Below are 19,145 nucleotides of genomic sequence, written 5' to 3'. Positions count from 1 at the left end.
ACACTCAGTAGGCCGGATTCTACGCTCAAATGCAGAGGCAGCGGCAGGGAAAACGCCATCGAACGCAGAAGCGCGTTTATGGGTTGTTCGCGAGGTTGCTTCCTATTTTAGTTTCCGGCTAGCGGGTTTTACTGGGGAAGCCCGCGAATGATGAAGTGGTGAGGCCCTGTGTCCATTGCCAGCCAAGTTCCGATTACTCTTCCCCAGGTAGAAATGTCTTCGCTGGCGTCCGTCAGTGTGGTGATCCCGACGCTGAACGAGGCAATGAACCTCCCCTGGGTGCTTCATCGCATGCCGTCCTACGTCGATGAAGTCATCATCGTCGACGGACGTTCCACGGACCTCACAGTCGACGTCGCCCGGTCCGTTCGCGTGGACGTCGTCGTCGTCGCCGAGCCCCGGAAGGGGAAGGGCATTGCTGTCCGTTCCGGTTTCGCCGCCGCGGCCGGGGACATCATCGTCATGCTCGACGCGGACGGAAGCATGGACCCCCGGGAGATCGGGTGGTTTGTGGCACCTCTCCAGCACGACTATGACTTCGTGAAAGGGTCCCGCTACGTCACAGGAGGCGGCTCGGAAGACCTCACCTGGCTGCGAAGCGTCGGCAACCGCACGCTCACCCAGCTCGCGAACACGGTCCTCCACAGCAACTACTCCGATCTCTGCTACGGCTACATCGCATTCCGCCGGCAGTGCCTCGAAGTGCTAGAGCTCGAATCGGACGGGTTCGAAATCGAGACCGAACTGATCGTCCGCGCCGCAAGAGCTGGCCTCCGCATCGCGGAAGTTCCGAGCATCGAGCTCTCCCGCATCTCCGGCGACTCCAACCTGCGGACCTTCCGCGACGGGTGGCGGGTTCTGCACACCCTCGCAAAGGAGTGCGCGACGTGGGACGCGCCGACCGCCGGCGCCCGTCCAGAATCCCTCCGCCGCGTGAAGTACATGTACCCCAACGTGCGGTTCCCCCGGACCCCTACCGATCCGAAGAGCCTGCTCTCGCTGACGGAAGGAATCTAGAATGCCGCCTGTTGCTGAACCACCCACCGTATCGGTCGTCATCTGCTCCTACACGATGGAGCGCTGGGACCTGCTCGTTAATGTCATCGGCTCCGTGCATGCGCAGACCTACCCCGTGCAGCAGATCCTCGTGGTCGTCGACCACAACCCCGACCTGTACAAGCGCCTCATGGAGACCGTGCGGGACGCAGTCATTGTGGAGAACTCCGGGCCCCAGGGACTCTCCGGGGCCAGGAACACGGGCGTGGGGCTGGCGACGTCCGAGCTCGTGGCGTTCCTCGATGACGATGCCGAAGCCGCACCCGATTGGCTCGAGCGGCTTGTCGTGTTCTACGACGATCCCGACGTCCTGGCGGTCGGTGGCCGTGCGGAACCCGTGTGGGAAGCGGGGCGCCCTGCGCACTTCGCGGAAGAGCTGGACTGGATCGTGGGCTGCAGCCATCGTGGACTGCCGAGGGTCGCGTCAGAGGTGCGCAACGTCATCGGCGCCAATATGTCGTTCCGCCGGGATGTGCTCCTGCAGGTCGGAGGCTTCAACGCCACGCTTGGCCGCCAGGGAGCACTGCCGCTGGGCTGTGAAGAGACCGAGATCTGCATCCGTTCGACCATCGGCACCCCAGGAACGCGGGTCGTCTACGAGCCCGCCGCCGTCGTGCACCACTTTGTACCGGCCGCCCGGGGGACGCTCAGGTATATGCTGTCCCGTTCGTGGTCTGAGGGGATCTCCAAGGCCCAAGTGAGCCAGCTCGTAGGGCAGAAGCGGACGCTGGGGGCGGAACGCCGCTACGTTCGGCGCGTGCTCCCTCGGGCAGTGCTTTCCGGGGTGAGCGAGTCGGTTGTCGAACGCAATCTGGACGGGCTCAGCAGGGCGGGAGCCGTGCTCGCTGTCCTAGCCTTCACGACTGCGGGCTACCTCCGAGGCCGCCAGCTCGCGCACGCGGAGGCCGAGGTGTCCGCTCCGCTGAGGGCCCAGTGGAGGGAGGCATAGCGCGACGACGATTTCTCCCGTCACCCTCCTGCCCCTCCGGCAAAGGCGCCGGAGAGGCTCGGGAGTGACGGGCCGGGCCCTGCCCACCGCGGGAGGTGAGCCGGACGACGGCGCGGAGCCCCGCCGTCGTCCGATGGCCTCCCTCCCGTGAGCCCACAGCCCTGCGTCCCTCAGGTCTGGAGGCCCCTCTTTGGTGGCTGCTCTGTGAGGTGCCCATGAATCGGGCCTCTCGAGACCAGGGCCCTCTATCCGTTCGAGGCCCGGAGCCGGTTGCGACCGCTCCGGGCCTCATCCAAGTACTGGCAGATCTCGGCGCCGGAGCTGCGTAGTCCGTCCGCGTACTCCCAGGGAGCCTTTCTGCGTACTCGCCGGAGGCCCCCGCCGAACCACCCTCCGAAGCCGGGTACCGACTACTGGTGACCCGGCCTCATTCCCCCGATGTACTGGATGGCATGAGGTTCGGTATTGACCGCAAATTTGGGTCATCGAATTTGGGAAATGCCGAACCCCTGAGGAATTCGAGGAGGCCCGCGGGCATCCTCGAATCTTCATTTGCCATGGCTGGGGATAGCAATATCGAGGGGAAAAATGGTCCGGCGGAGAATGCGGGGGAAAGGCTGGGGGTGGTGGGCCCGTACTGCGGCCCTCGGCCTCGCAGCCGCCCTCGCGGTGTTCGCCGGCTTGCACGGTCTGGGGGACCGGGAGCGGCAGGAGCTCCGGGCGCAGGCAGCGCAGCAGCTGGCGCAGCCTGCCGAGGGGGCTGGCTCTGCCCCTGCCGCTTCTTCTTCCAGCCCAGCTCCCGCCGGCCCTGCTACTCCCGGCCCTGCTACTCCCAGCCCAGATTCCTCGGCCGGCTCGCCCAAGGCGACGGGTACGGCCTCACCAGCGGCACCCGCGCGGTCCGGGGGGACACTCACGAGCGCCGCACTCCAGCCCACAGCCCTGCCGCCGCGGCATTTCGCGTGGCCGGCTGCCGGACTGAGCGTCGACATCGTGCCGATGCAGTGGAGCGCCAGCCAGACCGTCGACCCGCCGCTGGATGCCAACGGATTCGATCCGGTGGGGCACTGGCTGGTTGGGACGGGCGAGTCGGCGAGCGTGCGGCCGGTGGTCCTGGCCGGGCACACGTGCCATCAGCAGGTGGCTCTCTGCACCGACGCGACGTTCCCGTTCAACCGCCTGAGCTATCCCGGCTGGGCGGTAGGGCAGCCAGCGTCGCTGACCGAGGCCAACGGGAGCACGGTGGCCTGTGCTCTGGCTGACCGCAGGATCGTCGACAAGTCCAAGGCTTTTTCCTTCTCAAATGATCCCTGCCAAGTTGTTCTCTTTTCCTGCAATTACGACAATCCCGACGCGCAGATCGTCCTGCTGACCTTCCGCTGCGGGCAGTGCACGTGAAACCCGGAGATTGAAAGGAGGCGGTCTTCCATGCCGCCGATTCGCACCCGAAAAATGAGTTATCTGACCAGCATCTTCGCGGTGGGGGCAAGCGCCTTCTTTGTCGCGGGCGCCGCGACAAGCCCGGCGTTCGCCGCGCCGTCATCGAACAGCGGCAGCGACAAGATGGGGGTCTGCCACCTGACGAGATCGCAGTCCCACCCGTATCAGTACCAGGAGGTGGCGATGAGCTCCCTCGCCACCTACCATGCTCAGGGCAAGTACCCCGGCGACATCTTCCCTGCCTTCAGCTACGTCGACAAGGGGAGCACCGTCACGGTCGCCGCGCAGAACTGGACCACGGCCAATCAGGCGATCTACGCTGCGGGCTGCGTCATCTCGACGCCCAGCCCGACGCCGAGCGTCACTCCGGTGACCACTCCGAGTTCTGATCCGACGACTCCGGCTGCTGATCCGACGACTCCGGTTGCTGATCCGACGACCCAGGTTGCTGACCCGACGACTCCGGTTGCTGATCCGACGACCCAGGCTGCTGATCCGACGACCCAGGCGCCGACCACCCCGACGGGTTCTGGGTCCCCGAGCGATACACCCTCGGACAGCTCGTCCGCAGCGCCTGTCACAAGCGAGACGCCCGGCCAAAGCAATACTGGCCAGGGCAACACTGGCCAAAGCAATACTGGCCAGGGCAACACTGGCCAGGGCAACACGAACTCCGGCAGCGCAGGCCAGAGCAGCAGCCCCAGCTCGGTGCAGGCCCAACCCGTGCAGGCCCAGCCCGTGCAGGCCCAACCCCTCCAGGCAGTCCAGCCCGAGCAGGCAGTCCTGCCAGTCACCTCGGTTCCATCAGAGGTGAGCCTTACGGCGCAGACGGCAGCGGGCGCCCCGGCACCGGACTACACGACGTCGAACGCGTTCTTCGCCTCGGGGGCGCTCATGGTTCTGGGGGCGTTCGCCCCGAAGCTCGCGGCACGGCGGCGCGGAAGGCACTCATAGAGCCAGGGAAGCCCGGGCTGCTACCGGGCTTGAACTGCCAGTGACCCAGCCTGATTGCGCTGCCTCCGACGGCTACCGGACGTCTTCGACCCCGAAGGCGTCCGGCACGCCGTCGCCGTCGGCGTCGACCGCTTCGAGTGCGGCGAGGCGCCGGTAGTGCCGGTTGCGGGCTCTGAGGACGACGGCGGCAAGCACCGCCGCGGCGAGCGAGCCCGCGAGGATGGCGACCTTGGCATGCTCGTCGCGCAGGGTGCCCTCACCGAAGGCGAGCCCCGCGACGAGCAACGACACTGTGAAGCCCACGCCTGCGAGGAGCGCGAGGCCGAAGACGTCGACCCACGCGAGGTCGGAGTCGAGTTCGGCGTGGCGACTCTTGGTGACGAGCCAGGTGGAGCCGAACACGCCGACGGCCTTTCCCACGACGAGGGCGAGGACGATGCCGATGGCCACGGGATCGGAGAGAGCGGAGCCGATTCCGTCCGGGCCGCCCACATGGACCCCGGCGGAGAAGAAGGCGAACACGGGCACCGCGACGCCTGCAGAAAGCGGCCGGAAACGGTGTTCGAAGTGTTCGGCGAGGCCCGGTCCCGCATCGGGCCCCCCAGCCTTCTCGCTCCGGATTACGGGGACGGCGAAGCCCATGAGCACTCCCGCGACCGTCGCGTGGATGCCGGAGGCGTGGAAGAGCGCCCACGTGAGGAGCGCGAGGGGAAGCAGGAGGTACCACGAGCGCACGCGCCGCTGAACGAGCCAGGTGAACGCAGCGAGCGGCAGGATCGCGAGGCCGAGGAAGGCCGGGTTGAGGCTGCTCGCGTAGAAGACCGCGATGATCGCGATGGCGATCAGATCGTCGACGACCGCGAGCGTGAGCAGGAATGTTCTGAGCGCCGCGGGCAGGTGCGTGTTGATGACGGCGAGCACGGCGAGGGCGAAGGCGATGTCCGTCGCGGTCGGAACTGCCCAGCCGCGGAGTGCGTCCCCGCCGCCGCTTGGCCCGGCGGCCACGTTGACGAGCGTGAAGATGATGGCGGGGAGGGCGACACCCCCGCATGCGGCGACGACCGGGACGATCGCGGTTCCGGGTCTGCGGAGATCGCCTGCGACGAACTCGCGCTTGAGTTCAAGCCCAGCGACGAAGAAGAAGATCGCGAGCAGGCCGTCCGAGGCCCACTCGCCGAGGCTCAGGCGGAGGTGCCATGGCTCGAATCCCAAATGGAGGTCTCGTAACCCGAAGTAGCCGGCCGACCATGGCGAGTTGGCCCAGAGGAGCGCGACGACGGTCGCAGCCAAGAGCAGGGCACCGCCTACGGTCTCCTTGCGGAGGACTTCAGTGATCCGGCGATACTCGGAGAAACTGCCTCGGGCCAGGCTGTGAAGGCGGATGTTCGGCGTGGGCGTGCGCCAGCGGGGGACCATGAGGCCTCCTGTGTGTGAAGTCGGTCGAGTTGTTCGCCGACCAGACTTCCCGGCACACCCAGACCATCGTACCCATGGACCGCTCCGCAGCCGGCGCGAGTGGCGGCTGCGGAGCGGTCCATGGAGAAAGTCCTACACGAACCTTGCCCTACACGAACAGCGTCCTCACGCCCACCACCGCGACGGCAACACCGAGAGTCACCGAGATCGCGACCAAGTACATGTGGACGGTGAGGAAACGCGTGGCGCGCCCCGATTCGTCGCGGGCCCGCGGATCCTTCATGACCCGGCGCAGGAACTGCGGCCACACGACGATGCTCCAGACGCCAGCGACGATGAGGAGCCAGGCGAGGGCTGCGGGCAGTTGCATCAGACGATCTCGCCCGCGAGCCAGGCGGCAGCCTGCGTGGCCTCGATGTTGAGCGCCTTGCCTACGAACGGTTCGGCGGCCTGGGCGATCTTGCCGCCCAGAAGGGGCACCGAGCTCGTGACCGCTCCGGAGAGCTCGATGCGCGTGCTGGAACCCTCGGCGACGAGGCGCTGCGCGGCGGTGGCCTCGACGGGCGCGCCGGCGACCTTGACGGTGATGTTGGCCTGGCGAGAGCTGTCCGATTCGGGGGCGCCCCACGTCTCGACCTGCGTGACGGTGACGTATTCGCCGACGAACTTCCTCGCGAGCTCGGGGAGGCGCCCGGTCGGGACCTGGCGGACGATCGTCGCGGTGAACGCGGCCGCGGTATCGCCGTCGACCGTGATCGACTCGAGCTTGCCGCCGACGAGCTCGCTCACGTGACGCTGGAACGCCTCGTCGGCGAAGACCGCGACAACCTGCTCGACCGGGTAGTTCAAGGTGGTGGTGGCTTCGAGGGCCATGGAGTCCTTCCAATCTGCCTGGGCTCAGACGCCCCTAGGGGATGGGCGCCCAGACCATCCTAGAGGGCGCGGCGCCGCCTCCGGGTCCAGAGAGCAGCTAGCGCCGCCCCTATGAAGGCACCGCTCGTGTTTGCGAGAACGTCCAACACCGAGCCCGTCCGCTGCGGGAGGAAGAGCCATTGCGAGAGCTCGACGGCGGTCGAGACGGAACATGCCGCGACGACGGCCCACCGCACGCGGGAACCGAACAGGACGGCGAGAACGCCGAACGGAATGAAGAACGCGACGTTCGCGAGCCACTCGAAGAGGTTGTAGCCGAACCATAGGGGAACGCCGTGCCGGTGCAGCCAAACGAACATATGTGCAAGGGTTCCTGCGGCAGGTCGGTCGACCGGCGTCGGCCAGAACACGACGCCGGCGACGAACGCGAGATACGCTCCGCCGAAGACCCGCAGCGCGATGCGGCGGGTCGAGCCTGCCCGCGGCGAATCACGGGAAGTGGCGGAGGGGGCGTCCATTGGCCCATCCTAGGCGTCCGAGCCCGGGGTAGGCTTAACACATCCCCGGGCTGCTCCTCAGTTCCGGGTTTCTGTGTTGCCCCTTGGAGGTTCTCTGTGTCTTCAGACGTCGTGCGCTCCGGGTCCTCAGACGAGACGCGGTCGAGCTCGCTCGACGTTCTGCGTCCGGCGTCGCTCGAGGGGCTCCGGCGTGCGCTCGCGGCCGATCCCACCGTGGTCCGGCTTCGCGACTACGCGTCGAAGCCCGCGGAGCGGCGAAGCCAAGACCTCCAGGTCGCCGCCCCTGCCGGGATGCGGCCGGTGATCATTGCCGAGATCCTCGACAGTATGCCGGAGGGCGAGGGCGTCCTGCTCGCCGTGACTGCCACCGAGCGCGAAGCCGAGGACCTCGTCGACGCGCTTGGTGCCTATGTCGCGCCCGGCACGGTCGCGCTCTTCCCGAGCTGGGAGACCCTTCCCCACGAACGCCTTTCGCCGCGTTCCGATACGGTCGGACGCCGCCTCTCTGTGCTCCGCCGGCTGGCGCATCCCGAGTCCGAAGGGCAGGTTTCGGTGGGGTCGGCACCCAAGCCGCTTCGCGTCGTCGTCGCCCCCGTCCGCGCCGTGCTCCAGCCGCTCGTCGCGGGCCTCGGCGAGCTGGCCCCAGTGTCCCTTGCGGTCGGGCAGGACAAGCCGTTCGACGGCGTCGTCCGCGCGCTCGCGGCCGCCGCCTACGCGCGGGTCGACATGGTGACCCGCCGCGGCGAGTTCGCGGTCCGCGGCGGGATCATCGACGTCTTCCCGCCCACAGAGGACCATCCCGTCCGGATCGAGTTCTTCGGTGACGAGGTAGAGCAGATGCGCTGGTTCGCCGTCGCGGACCAGCGCTCGCTCACCGGACCGCACGTGCACCACCCGACCGTGCTGTTTGCCGCGCCCTGCCGCGAGCTGCTCATCACGCCGTCCGTCATGAGCCGCGCGGCGCGGCTCAAGGGTCATCTTCCGGCCGCCGAGGACATGCTCGAGAAGATTGCGGGCGGCATCGCGGTCGAGGGCATGGAGTCCTTGGCCCCGCTTCTGGTCGACGCGATGGTCCCGTTCGTCGAGGAGCTGCCCGAGGGCTCGGTCGCGCTCCTCCTTGAGCCGGAGAAGGTCCGCACGCGCGCGCACGACCTTGCCGCGACCAACGACGAGTTCCTCGCCGCGGCGTGGGCCACCGCGTCCGACGGCGGGGCGGCGCCGCTCGATCTGAGCGTCGCCGCAGGGGCGGGTCAGGACCCGGGTGAGCACATAGGACGCCTCGAGGACGCGAGCTTCGCCTCGCTCGCGGATACCCGTGCCGCCGCTGTCGCCCGCTCGATCTCCTGGTGGTCGGTCACCTCGCTCGGTGTTGACGAGGAGACGGTGCTCGACGTCGACGTCCTCTCGATCGCCGCGCGCGAGCCGCGGGGGTACCGCGGCGACGTTGCCGAGATGACCGAGTTCATCGGATCCCGGGTCGCGGACCAGTGGCGCATCGTCGTCGCGACTGACGGTCCCGGGCCCGCCCAGCGGCTCGCGGAACTCTTCCACGACGCCGGCATTCCGTGCAGCAGAGTCGAGGGCCTCGCCCGCGAGCCCGAGCCGGGCATCATCGAGATCACGACGGCGACGGCGGGCAAGGGCTTCGTCCTCGACGGCCTCAAACTCGCGCTGCTCACCGAAGCGGACCTCCTCGGGCGCGCAAGCGCCGCCGGAACCCGTGACATGCGCAAGATGCCCTCGCGCCGACGCAACGCCGTCGACCCCCTCCAACTCCACGCGGGCGACTTCGTGGTGCACGAGCAGCACGGCATCGGGAAGTTCGTCGAGCTCGTGCAGCGCCGGGTCGGATCGGCGAGTGACGCGACCCGCGAGTACCTCGTCCTCGAGTACGCACCAGCGAAGCGCGGCGCCCCGGGCGATCGGCTCTTCGTGCCCACGGACCAGCTCGATCAGGTGACCCGCTATGTCGGGGGAGACGCGCCGACCCTGTCGAAGATGGGCGGGGCGGACTGGGCGGCGACCAAGTCCAAGGCGAAGAAGGCCGTCAAGGAGATCGCCGGGGAGCTCATCCGCCTGTATTCCGCGCGCATGGCCTCTCGGGGGCACGCCTTCGGGCCCGATACTCCGTGGCAGCGCGAGCTCGAAGAAGCATTCCCGTACATCGAGACGCCGGATCAGCTCACGACCATCAACGAGGTCAAGGCAGACATGGAGCGGGACATCCCCATGGACCGCCTCGTCTCCGGCGACGTCGGCTATGGCAAGACCGAGATCGCTGTCCGCGCCGCGTTCAAGGCCGTCCAAGACGGCAAGCAGGTGGCAGTGCTCGTGCCGACCACGCTGCTCGCCCAGCAGCATCACGAGACGTTCTCCGAGCGCTTCTCCGGATTCCCCCTGCGTGTCCGGCCGCTGAGCCGGTTCCAGACCGGGGCCGAGGCGAAGGAGACCGTCGAGGGGCTCAAGAGCGGGACCGTGGACGTTGTGATCGGCACGCATCGGTTGCTCTCGAAGGAGGTCGAGTTCAAGGACCTCGGCCTCGTGATCGTGGACGAGGAGCAGCGCTTCGGCGTCGAACACAAGGAAGCGCTCAAGAAGATGCGCACGAACGTGGACGTGCTCGCGATGTCCGCCACGCCGATCCCGCGCACACTCGAGATGTCCCTCACCGGGATCCGCGAGACGTCGACGCTCGCGACGCCGCCCGAGGAGCGCCACCCCGTCCTGACCTATGTGGGCCCGTACACGGACAAGCAGGTCTCGGCCGCCATCCGCCGCGAGCTCATGCGCGAGGGCCAGGTGTTCTTCGTGCACAACCGCGTTTCCTCGATTGAGAAGACGGCGGCGGCTGTGCGGGAGCTCGTCCCCGAGGCTCGGGTCGAGGTCGCGCACGGCCAGATGTCCGAGGGGCGCCTCGAGCAGATCATCGTGGACTTCTGGGAGAAGCGCTTCGACGTCCTGGTATGCACGACGATCATCGAGACTGGTCTCGACATCTCCAACGCGAACACGCTCATCGTGGACCGGGCAGACTCCTACGGGCTCTCGCAGCTCCACCAGCTCCGTGGGCGCGTGGGCCGTGGCCGCGAACGCGCCTACGCGTATTTCCTGTACCCCTCGGAGAAGCCTCTCGGCGAGGTCGCGCTCGAGCGACTCAAGGCCGTCGCGGCGCACAACGAGCTCGGTGCCGGCATGCAGCTCGCCATGAAGGACCTCGAGATCCGCGGCGCCGGCAACCTCCTCGGCGGCGAACAGTCCGGGCACATTGCAGGCGTCGGGTTCGACCTCTACATCCGGCTCGTCGGGGAGGCGGTGGCGGACTTCCGCGGAGAGTCCGAGGAGAAGACTGCCGAGATGAAGATCGAGCTGCCCGTCAACGCGCACCTTCCGCACGACTACGTGCCGGGGGAGCGGCTGCGGCTCGAAGCGTACCGCAAGCTGGCCGCCGCGAACGACGACGCCGCCATCGCCGAGGTCATGGACGAGCTGACTGACCGCTACGGCGAGCCCCCCGCGCCCGTGGAGAACCTCGCCGCCGTCGCCCGCTTCCGGGTGCGGGCCCGCGCGGCCGGACTCACCGACGTCGCGCTCCAGGGGAATATGATGCGGTTCGCGCCCGCTGACCTGCCGGAGTCGAAGCAGATGCGGCTCACGCGCATGTACAAGGGGGCGCAGTACAAGCCGGCGCTCAGCGCAGTCCTGGTGCCGAAGCCCAAGACCGCGCCGATCGGTGGGCGCGACCTGCAGGACAAGGAGATCCTCGACTGGGCCGATCAGGTGGTGACGGCTATCTTCACCGACTGACCGTTTCGGGTACGCCAACTTGCGCTCCTGGTCGTTTCGGGTACGCGAACTTGCGCTGCTGGTCGTTTCGGGTACGCGAACTTGCGCTGCTGGCCGTTTCGGGTACGGGAAATCATCCTCGATACCCGTGGTCTCGGAGCGCAGTGACGACGAGCTTCACGATGTAGGGCTCACCCCTGGCCATATCGTGCTTGGTGATCTTGACCTGATTCCAGCCCGATGCTCTGGTTCGCCTATCCCGCCATGCGTCCATTGCCATTTGTTCGGGAGTCGTGTGATGCTCCCCTTCGTATTCGAGGCCAGTGCGGTATTCGACGTTCCCCAGGTCGATCCATACTGTCCCTCCCCAAGGATCAACGACCGGACAATTGGGGATGAAGCGAGGGAGACCGGCGCGCTCCAGAATTTGGCGAAGATGGGATTCCCGCGGCGAGTCGACCCCCACTGCGAGGAGGTCCAGCGCAATGCGCGCGCGGCCGAGACCCACCACACGGTGGCGGCTCTCGACAAACGAGCGAAGATCCGGGAGCTTGACCACTGCGGTTCTCGGGTGAAAGGTCCGTTCGTGCTCTGAGACCAAGTATTCGCCGGCGGCGATAACGTCATCCATGGTGAGCTGCGGCATCCCACAGAGGTCGAGCCAAGTGCGTGCGGGGGTCGCGACCCGCGTACCGGAAATGAGTGTCACCTCATCGTCCTTGAGCCGGAGTCGGTGACCGCGAACTTCCGGCCTACGGGGCTGCCCCAGACGCTCCTTGCTCTCCGGTATAGCCAATGCGGTTCGGGAAAGATCGAGGAGCGACGGGTCTTGTGCCCAAGCCGGGAGGGGAATGCCATGCACCATCGCGGCGCTCAGATGGCTCAGGGTGGTGGTGTCGTGAAGCGCGGTGTATGGCCGCGCGCGCTCGAGCAAGCTTTGGCGGGCAAGCTCCGGTACCCGAATACCGCGACTCGGTCGGATGAGGTCCGACTCTCGCAGTCGCCTTTGGCTAACGCCGAGCCGAACGGCCTCCTCGACGGTGAATGACGCTTGTAGGAGGTGCTCGGGCAGGGGTTCGTTAGGTGCCATGGCCCCATTGACACATAACTCCCGATGCAATGGGCATCGGTTGTCCACAGGCCCGCTATCTCGGGTACGCGAACCTACTGTGGAGGAACAATCATCCTGTGGAGGAATAGTAACGTCGAGGAACGAGAAAGCCCGGCCGACCATTGCCGACCGGGCTTTCTGACCCGAAACTCCGTCAAGCGATTATATGTACCCGAGATTTCGGTGGAGGGGTTTATCCGTACCCGAAACTCCGTAGATGGGAATTATCTGTACCCGAAACGGAAAGGAAGGGGTGGGATGGGGTGGGTGGGTGGGGGGTGGGGGAGCGTTACTTGCGGTGCTCGCTGCCCGAGTCCGAGCGGCCGAGGAACGTCATCGGGATGAAGAACGCGCCCACGAAGCAGAGGATGAGGGCCGCCATCGGCCACACGTTCGTGAAGTCCAGCCACGAAACGGCCACAATGCCAGCTACGAAGATCGCGGCCATCACGACGAAGATGATGATGTTGCCGATGAGCGGGTTCTCGTTCTCGATCGGCCGGTTCTTGGCGTTCTCAGCCATGCTCTCTCCTCAACTCCTAGTACGGTCCGGCGCTCAGTATGATCCGGCGCCTGCGCTGCCGGTCACAATGGCCACACCGGAGCTCGCGCCGATCCGGTTGGCACCCGCTGCAATCATAGCCCGGGCATCCTCGAGGGTCCGCACGCCACCCGACGCCTTGACGCCGATGTGCGGCCCTACCGTACGCCGCATGAGGGCGACATCCTCGATCGTCGCCCCGCCGCCGTTGAAGCCGGTCGAGGTCTTGACGAAGTCCGCCCCCGCCTCGACTGCGGCTTCGCACGCGAGCACCTTCTGCTCGTCGGACAGCAGCGCGGTCTCGATGATCACCTTGAGGATCGCAGAGCTGCCGTGGACGGCCTCGGCGACGGCACGCAGATCATCAATGAGTGCGCCGCGGTCGCCGGCTTGGGCCGCGGCGAGGTCGACGACGACGTCCACTTCGTCCGCGCCGTCGAGCGTCGCGCCCCGCGCTTCGTAGACCTTGACGTCGGTGGGGGTTGCGCCGAACGGGAACGCCGCTACCGAGCACGTGAGCACGCGGCTGCCCCGGAGTGCCTTCGTGGCCGTCTTGACCCAAATGGGATTCACGCACACGGACTTGAAGCCGTACTCCACCGCTTCGCTGCAAAGCCGCAGGATGTCCGCTTCGCTTGCCGTCGGCTTGAGCAGGGTGTGGTCGATGAATCCCGCGACGTCGGCGGGGCTCAGGGCGTCAAGCCCGGAAAACGCGGGCCCAGAAGACGCGGGCCCAGACGACGCGGGCCCAGAAGACGCGGGCCCAGAAGACGCAGTTCCGGAAGACACGGGCTCGGAAGACACAGCGGCGTCCTTTCGAATCGGGTCATCCCATACTTGCACAAGGCACGGGCCCGGACGCGAGACCCCACCTACTGAGACCCCACCTACTAACACCCACCTACCGGCGCTAGCACCCACCTACCGGCGCCCCACCTACTGCCGCTCGACCCGCAGCCGATACCCACGCTTGACGACCGTCTGGACGAGGTCCGCCGAGGGGAGGGCGTTGCGGAGCCGGTTGACCGCCATGTCGAGGGCGTGGCTCGAGCCGCTCTGCGAAAGGAGTCGGGCGAGCGCGTCGCGGGACACGACGGCGCCGCCAGCGTCGAAGAGTGCGCGGAACAGCAGCATCGCCGCAGGGGGGAGGCACAGCTCGTCTCCGGAGAACGTGAGTGTGCGTCCGCGGAGTTCAATGGGCCCCGAAGGTGTCTCGAGTCGCCGGACCTGGCGGCGCGCGAGGTTGTCAGTCACCAGCTTGATGAGCGCGCCCATGCGGAAGCGGTCCGGCACCCAGGGCCGAAGCCCGGCGGCTTCGAGGGGGGCGGCTGTGACGGGGCCGACGGCGGCGGTCGCCACGCGCTGGCGGAACGACGCGAGGAGCTGGGCGTGGAGTCCGAGCTCGTGCGCAGTGCTGAACAGTGCGTCGACGGCCGGTGCGCTCGTGAACGTCACGACGTCGAGTTCGCCCGCGCAGACCGCTTCGATGAGCCTCTCGAGCCGGTCCTCGCCCTCGGGCCGCACCCACCGATACGGGGTGACGGTGATGAGTTCGGCCCCAGCTCCCCGGAGGCGCTCGAGCTGAGCTCCGTCGGTGTAGCCGTGGAGCTGGATCACGGCCCGCTTGCCGTCGAGCCGGCCGCCCCCGTCGCGAAGGACGAGATCGACGAGCGTGGCAGTCGTCTCATCGTGCGAGATGCCGACGTCGGCGAGTCCCGCTGCGCGGACCGCGCCGCGCGCCTTGGGCCCCCGGACGTAGAGCGAGGCCGCGCTGAGGGTCTTCTGGAGGTCGTCGCCGAGCCCCGCAGCGTCGGCGACGTCCAGCCACCGCCGCATGCCGTAAGCCGTGGTGACGATGCAGATGTCAGGGCGAACGGCGATGGTGCGCCTCGTATCCTCGATGACGCCGAGGTCCTGGTCCACGGGCGCGATCGTGAGGACCGGCGCGTGCAGCACTTCGGCGCCCCGGCGCTCGAGCGCCTCGATGAGGTCTTCCGCGCGCCGGTGGGCCGTGACCCCGACTCGGAAGCCCTTGAGCAGGGTCTCGAGCTCGGCTTCGCGTGTCATGCTCTCATCCCCCGCTGCGGCGTGCATCGCCCGTGCTGCTCCCTTCATCGGCAGTTCGCTGTCCCCTCCCATGCTCCCAGCCCCATCACCCATCTGCGAGCGCGTCAGCGAGTTCCCGCAGGCCCCGGCCACCGACGTCCTCTCCGAGTGCGCTCGCTAGGCGGACGACGTCGCCGATCACGATCACCGCCGGATTGCCGCAGCCGGAGGTATCGGCCTCGGCACGGGCGAGGCTCGTCACAGTAGTCCGCTGCCCGGGTTGGTGCCCGCGTTCGACGACGGCGAGCGGGGTCGAGAGGGGGAGGCCGGCCCGGCGGAGGCCAGCGGCGAGGTGTGGGAGGTTGGCGATGCCCATGAGGACCACGAGGGTGCCGCCGGCGGCGCCGAGGCCCGCGAGGTGGTCGTGTTCCTGAGAACTGAGCGGCGCGTGGCCGGAGACAACTGTGAAGCAGTGGCTCTTGTCCCGGTGCGTCACTGGGATGCCCGCCGCGGCGGGAACCGCGATCGAGCTTGAGATGCCTGAGATCATGCGCACGGGCACTCCCGCCGACGCGCATGCTGCCATCTCCTCGGCGCCACGGCCGAACACGAAGGGGTCGCCGCCCTTGAGCCGGACGACGTTGAGGCCGCGCCCACCTCCGCCGGTCTGAGCGTAGTCAACCAGGAGGCGGTTGATCTCCTCCTGCGGCACCTTGTGGTGCCCCGGGAGCTTTCCCACGTCGACGAGCTCCGCCGTCGTGAGTCGCTCAAGCTCGCGCCACGGCGCGAGCCGGTCGAACAGGACGACGTCGGCGTCCCGCAGCGATTCGACGGCGTCAACGGTGAGGAGGCCCCGGGAGCCGGGTCCGCCGCCCACGAGCGTGACGTGCCCGCGTCGCCCAGCGGGAGGCTCCTGCACGATCGGCACGCGCGCACTCCGGTAGTGCTCGAGCACGGGTGCCCATTCGCCGTCGTTCTCCGCCTCAGAAGAGCGCACGACGGCGATGAGCCCCGGACGCGCGGGCAGCTCACCTGCGGCGCGGAATGCGGCAGGCGATTCGAAGTGAGCAAGGTCCGCGCCGGCCCGACGGTAGCGCAGGACGGCTTGGCGGGCCGTGTCGCGGCCGCCGAGGAGGACGACGGCGGTCCCATCGAGGGCGATTTCGAGTTGCATGCTAGACGTCCTCAGACTGCGTGGAGGAGACGGTGCGGACAGGAATCGTCGCTCCGAGGGCGACCCGCTCGGCAGGGGTGGCGGGCCGGATCTGCTCGCGCTCGGGGACGTGGACGATCGACCCGTCGACCGCGTCGGGCGCGTTCACGAACGAGCGGAAGCGCCGCAGCCGGTCGGGATCCTTGAGTGTCGCGGCCCACTCGTCCTCGTAGGACTCGACGTGCTTGGCCATGGCCTCCTCAAGGTCCGCGGCGATGCCGAGCGAGTCCTCGACCACCACCTGGCGGACGTGCTCGAGGCCTCCGTCGAGCTCCTCCTGCCAGCGGGCGGTGCGCTGGAGGCGGTCCGCGGTGCGGATGTAGTACATGAAGTAGCGGTCGATGTACCTGATGAGCGTTTCGTCGTCGAGGTCCTTGGCCAGGAGCTGCGCGTGCGCTGGCGTCGCGCCGCCGTTGCCGCCCACGTAGAGGTTCCAGCCGTCTGCCGTCGCGATGACCCCGACGTCCTTGCCCCGCGCCTCAGCGCACTCCCGCGCACAGCCGGAGACGCCGAGCTTGAGCTTGTGGGGGCTCCGCAGTCCGCGGTACCGCAGCTCGAGCTGGATCGCCATCCCCACAGAGTCCTGCTGGCCGTACCGGCACCACGTCGACCCGACGCAGCTCTTCACCGTCCGGAGGCTCTTGCCGTACGCCTGGCCGGACTCCATGCCCGCCTCGATGAGTTCCTCCCAGATCTCGGGGAGCTGCTCGAGCCGGGCACCGAACAGGTCGATGCGCTGGCCGCCCGTGATCTTCGTGTAGAGGCCGTACTTCTGGGCGACGGCGGCAATCACGGCGAGCTTCTCGGGCGTGATCTCGCCGCCCGGAACGCGGGGAACGACCGAGTATGTGCCGTCCTTCTGCATGTTCGCGAGGGCCCGGTCGTTGGTGTCCTGGAGGGCGCCGCGGCCCTCGTCGAGCACGTAGGCCGAATGCTGGGAAGCCAGGATCGAGGCGATGGTCGGCTTGCAGATGTCGCAGCCCGCACCCTTTCCGTAGCGGGCGAGGATGTCCTCGAACGAGGTGAGCTGGAGGACGCGGATCGCGTCGAAGAGCTCCTGCCGGGAGAGCTCGAAGTGCTCGCAGAGCGCCTTCGAGACGGTGACACCCGACTTCTGCAGCTCCTTCTCGAGGAGCTTCTTGATCATCGGCACGCATGAGCCGCACTGCGTTCCCGCTCGCGTGCAGGACTTGAGCCCGGCGACGTCGCGGACGGGCTCTCTGCCTTCGCACGTTCCGCACCCGTTCACGGCGTCGCGAAGTGCCCCTGCAGCGACGTTGTTGCACGAGCACAGGATGGCCTCGTCGGGGAGCTCGGTCTCTGGGACTTCGCCCCCTCCGGCGGCAGTGAGGAACGCCCCCGGCTCGGCGGGGAGTTCACGGCCGAGGAGCGGCCGCAGGCTCTGGTAGGGCGTCGCATCGCCGACGAAGATGCCCCCGAGAAGGGTCCTCGCGTCGTCGGTCGTCACGACCTTCTGGTAGACGCCCCGGGCCGGGTCGGCGTAGACGATCTCGAGTGCGCCCGGCTCCTTCGCGAACGCGTCGCCGAAGCTCGCGACGTCCACCCCGGAGAGCTTGAGCTTTGTGGCAGTGTCGAAGCCCGGGAATGTGGCGTCCCCGTCGTGGAGGCGGTCGGCCACGATCTCTGCCATGGTGTTGGCCGGCGCGACGAGCCCGAGGCACATCCCGCCGAAGGACGCGACCTCTCCGATCGCCCACACGCCGTCGACTCCGGTTGCGCACGCCTCGTCGATCACGACGCCGCCGCGTGGGCCGATCACGAACGTCGTCTTTCCGGCCGCACCCGCCTCTTCCACGGAGGCCCGGACCAGCTCGTCGCGCGGCCGGACTCCGATGGCAACGATGACGAGGTCCGCGTCGATGACGCGGCCGTCCGCCATGAGTACCCCGGTGACCCGGCCGTCGTCGGCTCCTTCTGCCCGCGCGACGACCACCTCGGACGGGAACACCCCGCCGTGCACGTCGAAGCCCTTCGCCTCGATGAGCCGCCCCAGTGCCTGGCCGGCGCCCTCGTCGAGCTGCGTGTTCATGAGCCACGGCGCGCCGTTGACGACGACGGCCTTGGCGCCCAGCTCCTGGGCGCCCGCCGCTGCCTCGAGCCCGAGGAGGCCGCCGCCGATGACTGCGACGATGGGCCGCCGGCCGAGTTCTTCGGCAAGCCGCCCGATCTCTCGCCGCAGGAACCACACGTCGTCGAGCGTGCGGTACACGTAGCTCTTCTCGGCGCCGGGGATCGGGAGGCGGGCGGCGTTGGAACCAGTCGCGAGGACAAGCTCGTGGTAGGGGTGCTCACTGAGTTTTCCGGCGGCGTCCTCCGTGTAGACGACGCGGGTCTCCGTATCGAGGCGGACCGCCTTCGCCCCGGTGCGGAGCACGACGCCGCTCGTTTCCCACATCGTCGCCTCGCCGAGAGTGAGGTCGACGTCGTCGAGGAGCGCCTTTGACAGGGCCACGCGGTCGTAGGGGAGATGGGCTTCCTCGGTCAGCACCGTGACCTCGAATCCCTCGAGGCCGCGGGCGGCCATGGCGTCCACGAAGCGGTGGGCCGCGGGACCTCCGCCGACGACGACGATTCGCCGCGGAAGGCTCGAGGGGGTGGGTTCAATGGGCCTGGGCATGCTCATGTGGTGCCTTCCGTTGAAGGGCGCCGGGCAGTCCGGCGAGGTTTCCTCCAGCGTAGGAAGCGGCGATTTCGCATCAGTTGCCCTCGTGTAACGGCGGATTAACTTCACTGTCACGGGCAGGTTTCGGTATTCGTGAGGCCGGTTTTACTTTCGCGTGACGCAGGTTCAACCCGAGCGAAACGCGCGCCTCCCTAGCGTTGAGGCATGACGATCACAGCTCCCGCACTGGCCCTCTCGGACGAAGCAGACAGCCTCGAAGCGCTCGGCGGATACGTTCTGCCGGTCTGGCACAGCGTGTGCAATCTGAATGACCTCGAGCCCAACTGGGGCGAGGCAGCGCTTGTCGCAGGCCGGCAGGTCGCCGTCTTCCGCCTCGACTCGGGCGATGTCTACGCCGTCGATCAGAAGGATCCCGCGACGGAAGCTCACGTCATGGCCCGCGGCATCGTCGGTTCCCGGGGTGACCGCCCGACGATTGCCTCCCCGCTGCACAAGCAGGTCTACGACCTCCGCACGGGTGAGCGGCTCGATGACGAGGGGACCCCGCTCGCCGCGTTCCCCGTACGCGTCGTGGACGGGATAGTGCAGATCGCGGCGTGAG

The 19,145-nt window shown here is 67.9% G+C and carries 16 protein-coding genes; 6 read left to right on the top strand and 10 right to left on the bottom strand.

The features are described from left to right. Positions 1 to 213 precede the first annotated feature (213 nt). The 4 genes from LK10_RS17455 (at position 214) to LK10_RS17440 (ending at position 4,399) form a co-directional block, all read left to right on the top strand. Entirely contained in the window at positions 214 to 1,017 is an 804-nt protein-coding gene (locus LK10_RS17455) for a glycosyltransferase family 2 protein (RefSeq protein WP_043126428.1), read from the top strand. Between the two features lies 1 nt (position 1,018). Then, positions 1,019 to 2,005, top strand: a complete 987-nt coding sequence (locus LK10_RS17450; protein ID WP_043126427.1) for a glycosyltransferase family 2 protein — start codon at positions 1,019 to 1,021, stop codon at positions 2,003 to 2,005. Between the two features lie 603 nt (positions 2,006 to 2,608). Further along, positions 2,609 to 3,403, top strand: coding sequence for a sortase family protein (locus tag LK10_RS22035; protein WP_156144235.1), 795 nt, complete (start codon positions 2,609 to 2,611; stop codon positions 3,401 to 3,403). 54 nt (positions 3,404 to 3,457) lie between these two features. Further along, entirely contained in the window at positions 3,458 to 4,399 is a 942-nt protein-coding gene (locus LK10_RS17440; RefSeq protein WP_043126423.1) for a pentapeptide repeat-containing protein, read from the top strand. A gap of 72 nt (positions 4,400 to 4,471) precedes the next feature. Here the strand turns inward: LK10_RS17440 and nhaA are convergent, their stop codons facing one another. The 4 genes from nhaA to LK10_RS17420 form a co-directional block, all read right to left on the bottom strand. Continuing rightward, a complete protein-coding gene (nhaA, locus tag LK10_RS17435) occupies positions 4,472 to 5,815 on the bottom strand; it encodes a Na+/H+ antiporter NhaA (RefSeq protein ID WP_043126418.1) in 1,344 nt (447 codons plus the stop codon). A gap of 148 nt (positions 5,816 to 5,963) precedes the next feature. Next, the gene (locus LK10_RS17430; RefSeq protein ID WP_043126416.1) at positions 5,964 to 6,185 is read right to left on the bottom strand and encodes an SCO4848 family membrane protein; all 222 of its coding nucleotides are present in this window, start codon (positions 6,183 to 6,185) and stop codon (positions 5,964 to 5,966) included. Next, positions 6,185 to 6,688: a DUF2505 domain-containing protein gene (locus LK10_RS17425; protein WP_043126415.1), complete on the bottom strand. Its 504-nt coding sequence runs from the start codon at positions 6,686 to 6,688 to the stop codon at positions 6,185 to 6,187. Before LK10_RS17425 ends, LK10_RS17430 begins: the two co-directional genes overlap by 1 nt. 59 nt (positions 6,689 to 6,747) lie before the next feature. After that, positions 6,748 to 7,206 (bottom strand): VanZ family protein, encoded by a 459-nt coding sequence (locus tag LK10_RS17420; RefSeq protein ID WP_081998639.1) that lies wholly within the window; start codon positions 7,204 to 7,206, stop codon positions 6,748 to 6,750. Positions 7,207 to 7,365: 159 nt separating this feature from the next. On the opposite strand from LK10_RS17420, the gene mfd reads away from it, so the two are divergent. After that, the gene (gene mfd, locus LK10_RS17415; protein ID WP_043126517.1) at positions 7,366 to 11,010 is read left to right on the top strand and encodes a transcription-repair coupling factor; all 3,645 of its coding nucleotides are present in this window, start codon (positions 7,366 to 7,368) and stop codon (positions 11,008 to 11,010) included. A 112-nt stretch (positions 11,011 to 11,122) separates the two neighbouring features. Here the strand turns inward: mfd and LK10_RS17410 are convergent, their stop codons facing one another. The 6 genes from LK10_RS17410 to nirB all read right to left on the bottom strand — a co-directional run bounded on the left by LK10_RS17410 (position 11,123) and on the right by nirB (position 18,544). Continuing rightward, on the bottom strand, positions 11,123 to 11,698 hold the full coding sequence (locus LK10_RS17410; protein WP_231567820.1) for a hypothetical protein: 576 nt from the start codon (positions 11,696 to 11,698) through the stop codon (positions 11,123 to 11,125). A 691-nt stretch (positions 11,699 to 12,389) separates the two neighbouring features. Beyond that, on the bottom strand, positions 12,390 to 12,623 hold the full coding sequence (locus tag LK10_RS17405; protein ID WP_043126413.1) for a hypothetical protein: 234 nt from the start codon (positions 12,621 to 12,623) through the stop codon (positions 12,390 to 12,392). Between the two features lie 33 nt (positions 12,624 to 12,656). Next, positions 12,657 to 13,334, bottom strand: a complete 678-nt coding sequence (gene deoC / locus LK10_RS17400; protein ID WP_043126511.1) for a deoxyribose-phosphate aldolase — start codon at positions 13,332 to 13,334, stop codon at positions 12,657 to 12,659. 243 nt (positions 13,335 to 13,577) lie between these two features. Then, a complete protein-coding gene (locus LK10_RS17395; RefSeq protein ID WP_231567819.1) occupies positions 13,578 to 14,708 on the bottom strand; it encodes a uroporphyrinogen-III synthase in 1,131 nt (376 codons plus the stop codon). An 85-nt stretch (positions 14,709 to 14,793) separates the two neighbouring features. Beyond that, positions 14,794 to 15,861, bottom strand: coding sequence for a uroporphyrinogen-III C-methyltransferase (gene cobA, locus LK10_RS17390; protein ID WP_043126408.1), 1,068 nt, complete (start codon positions 15,859 to 15,861; stop codon positions 14,794 to 14,796). A 1-nt stretch (position 15,862) separates the two neighbouring features. After that, positions 15,863 to 18,544 carry a nitrite reductase large subunit NirB gene (gene nirB, locus LK10_RS17385; RefSeq protein ID WP_231567818.1) on the bottom strand — a complete coding sequence of 894 codons (2,682 nt, stop codon included), beginning with the start codon at positions 18,542 to 18,544 and terminating at the stop codon, positions 15,863 to 15,865. Positions 18,545 to 18,748: 204 nt separating this feature from the next. Here nirB and nirD point away from each other — a divergent pair, with 204 nt between their 5' ends. Then, positions 18,749 to 19,144, top strand: coding sequence for a nitrite reductase small subunit NirD (nirD, locus tag LK10_RS17380; protein WP_043126405.1), 396 nt, complete (start codon positions 18,749 to 18,751; stop codon positions 19,142 to 19,144). Position 19,145 lies beyond the last annotated feature (1 nt).

The sequence above is a fragment of the Sinomonas humi genome, from assembly GCF_000802235.1.
Lineage (GTDB): Bacteria > Actinomycetota > Actinomycetes > Actinomycetales > Micrococcaceae > Sinomonas > Sinomonas humi.
This window is presented reverse-complemented; position numbering and strand designations above follow the sequence as displayed.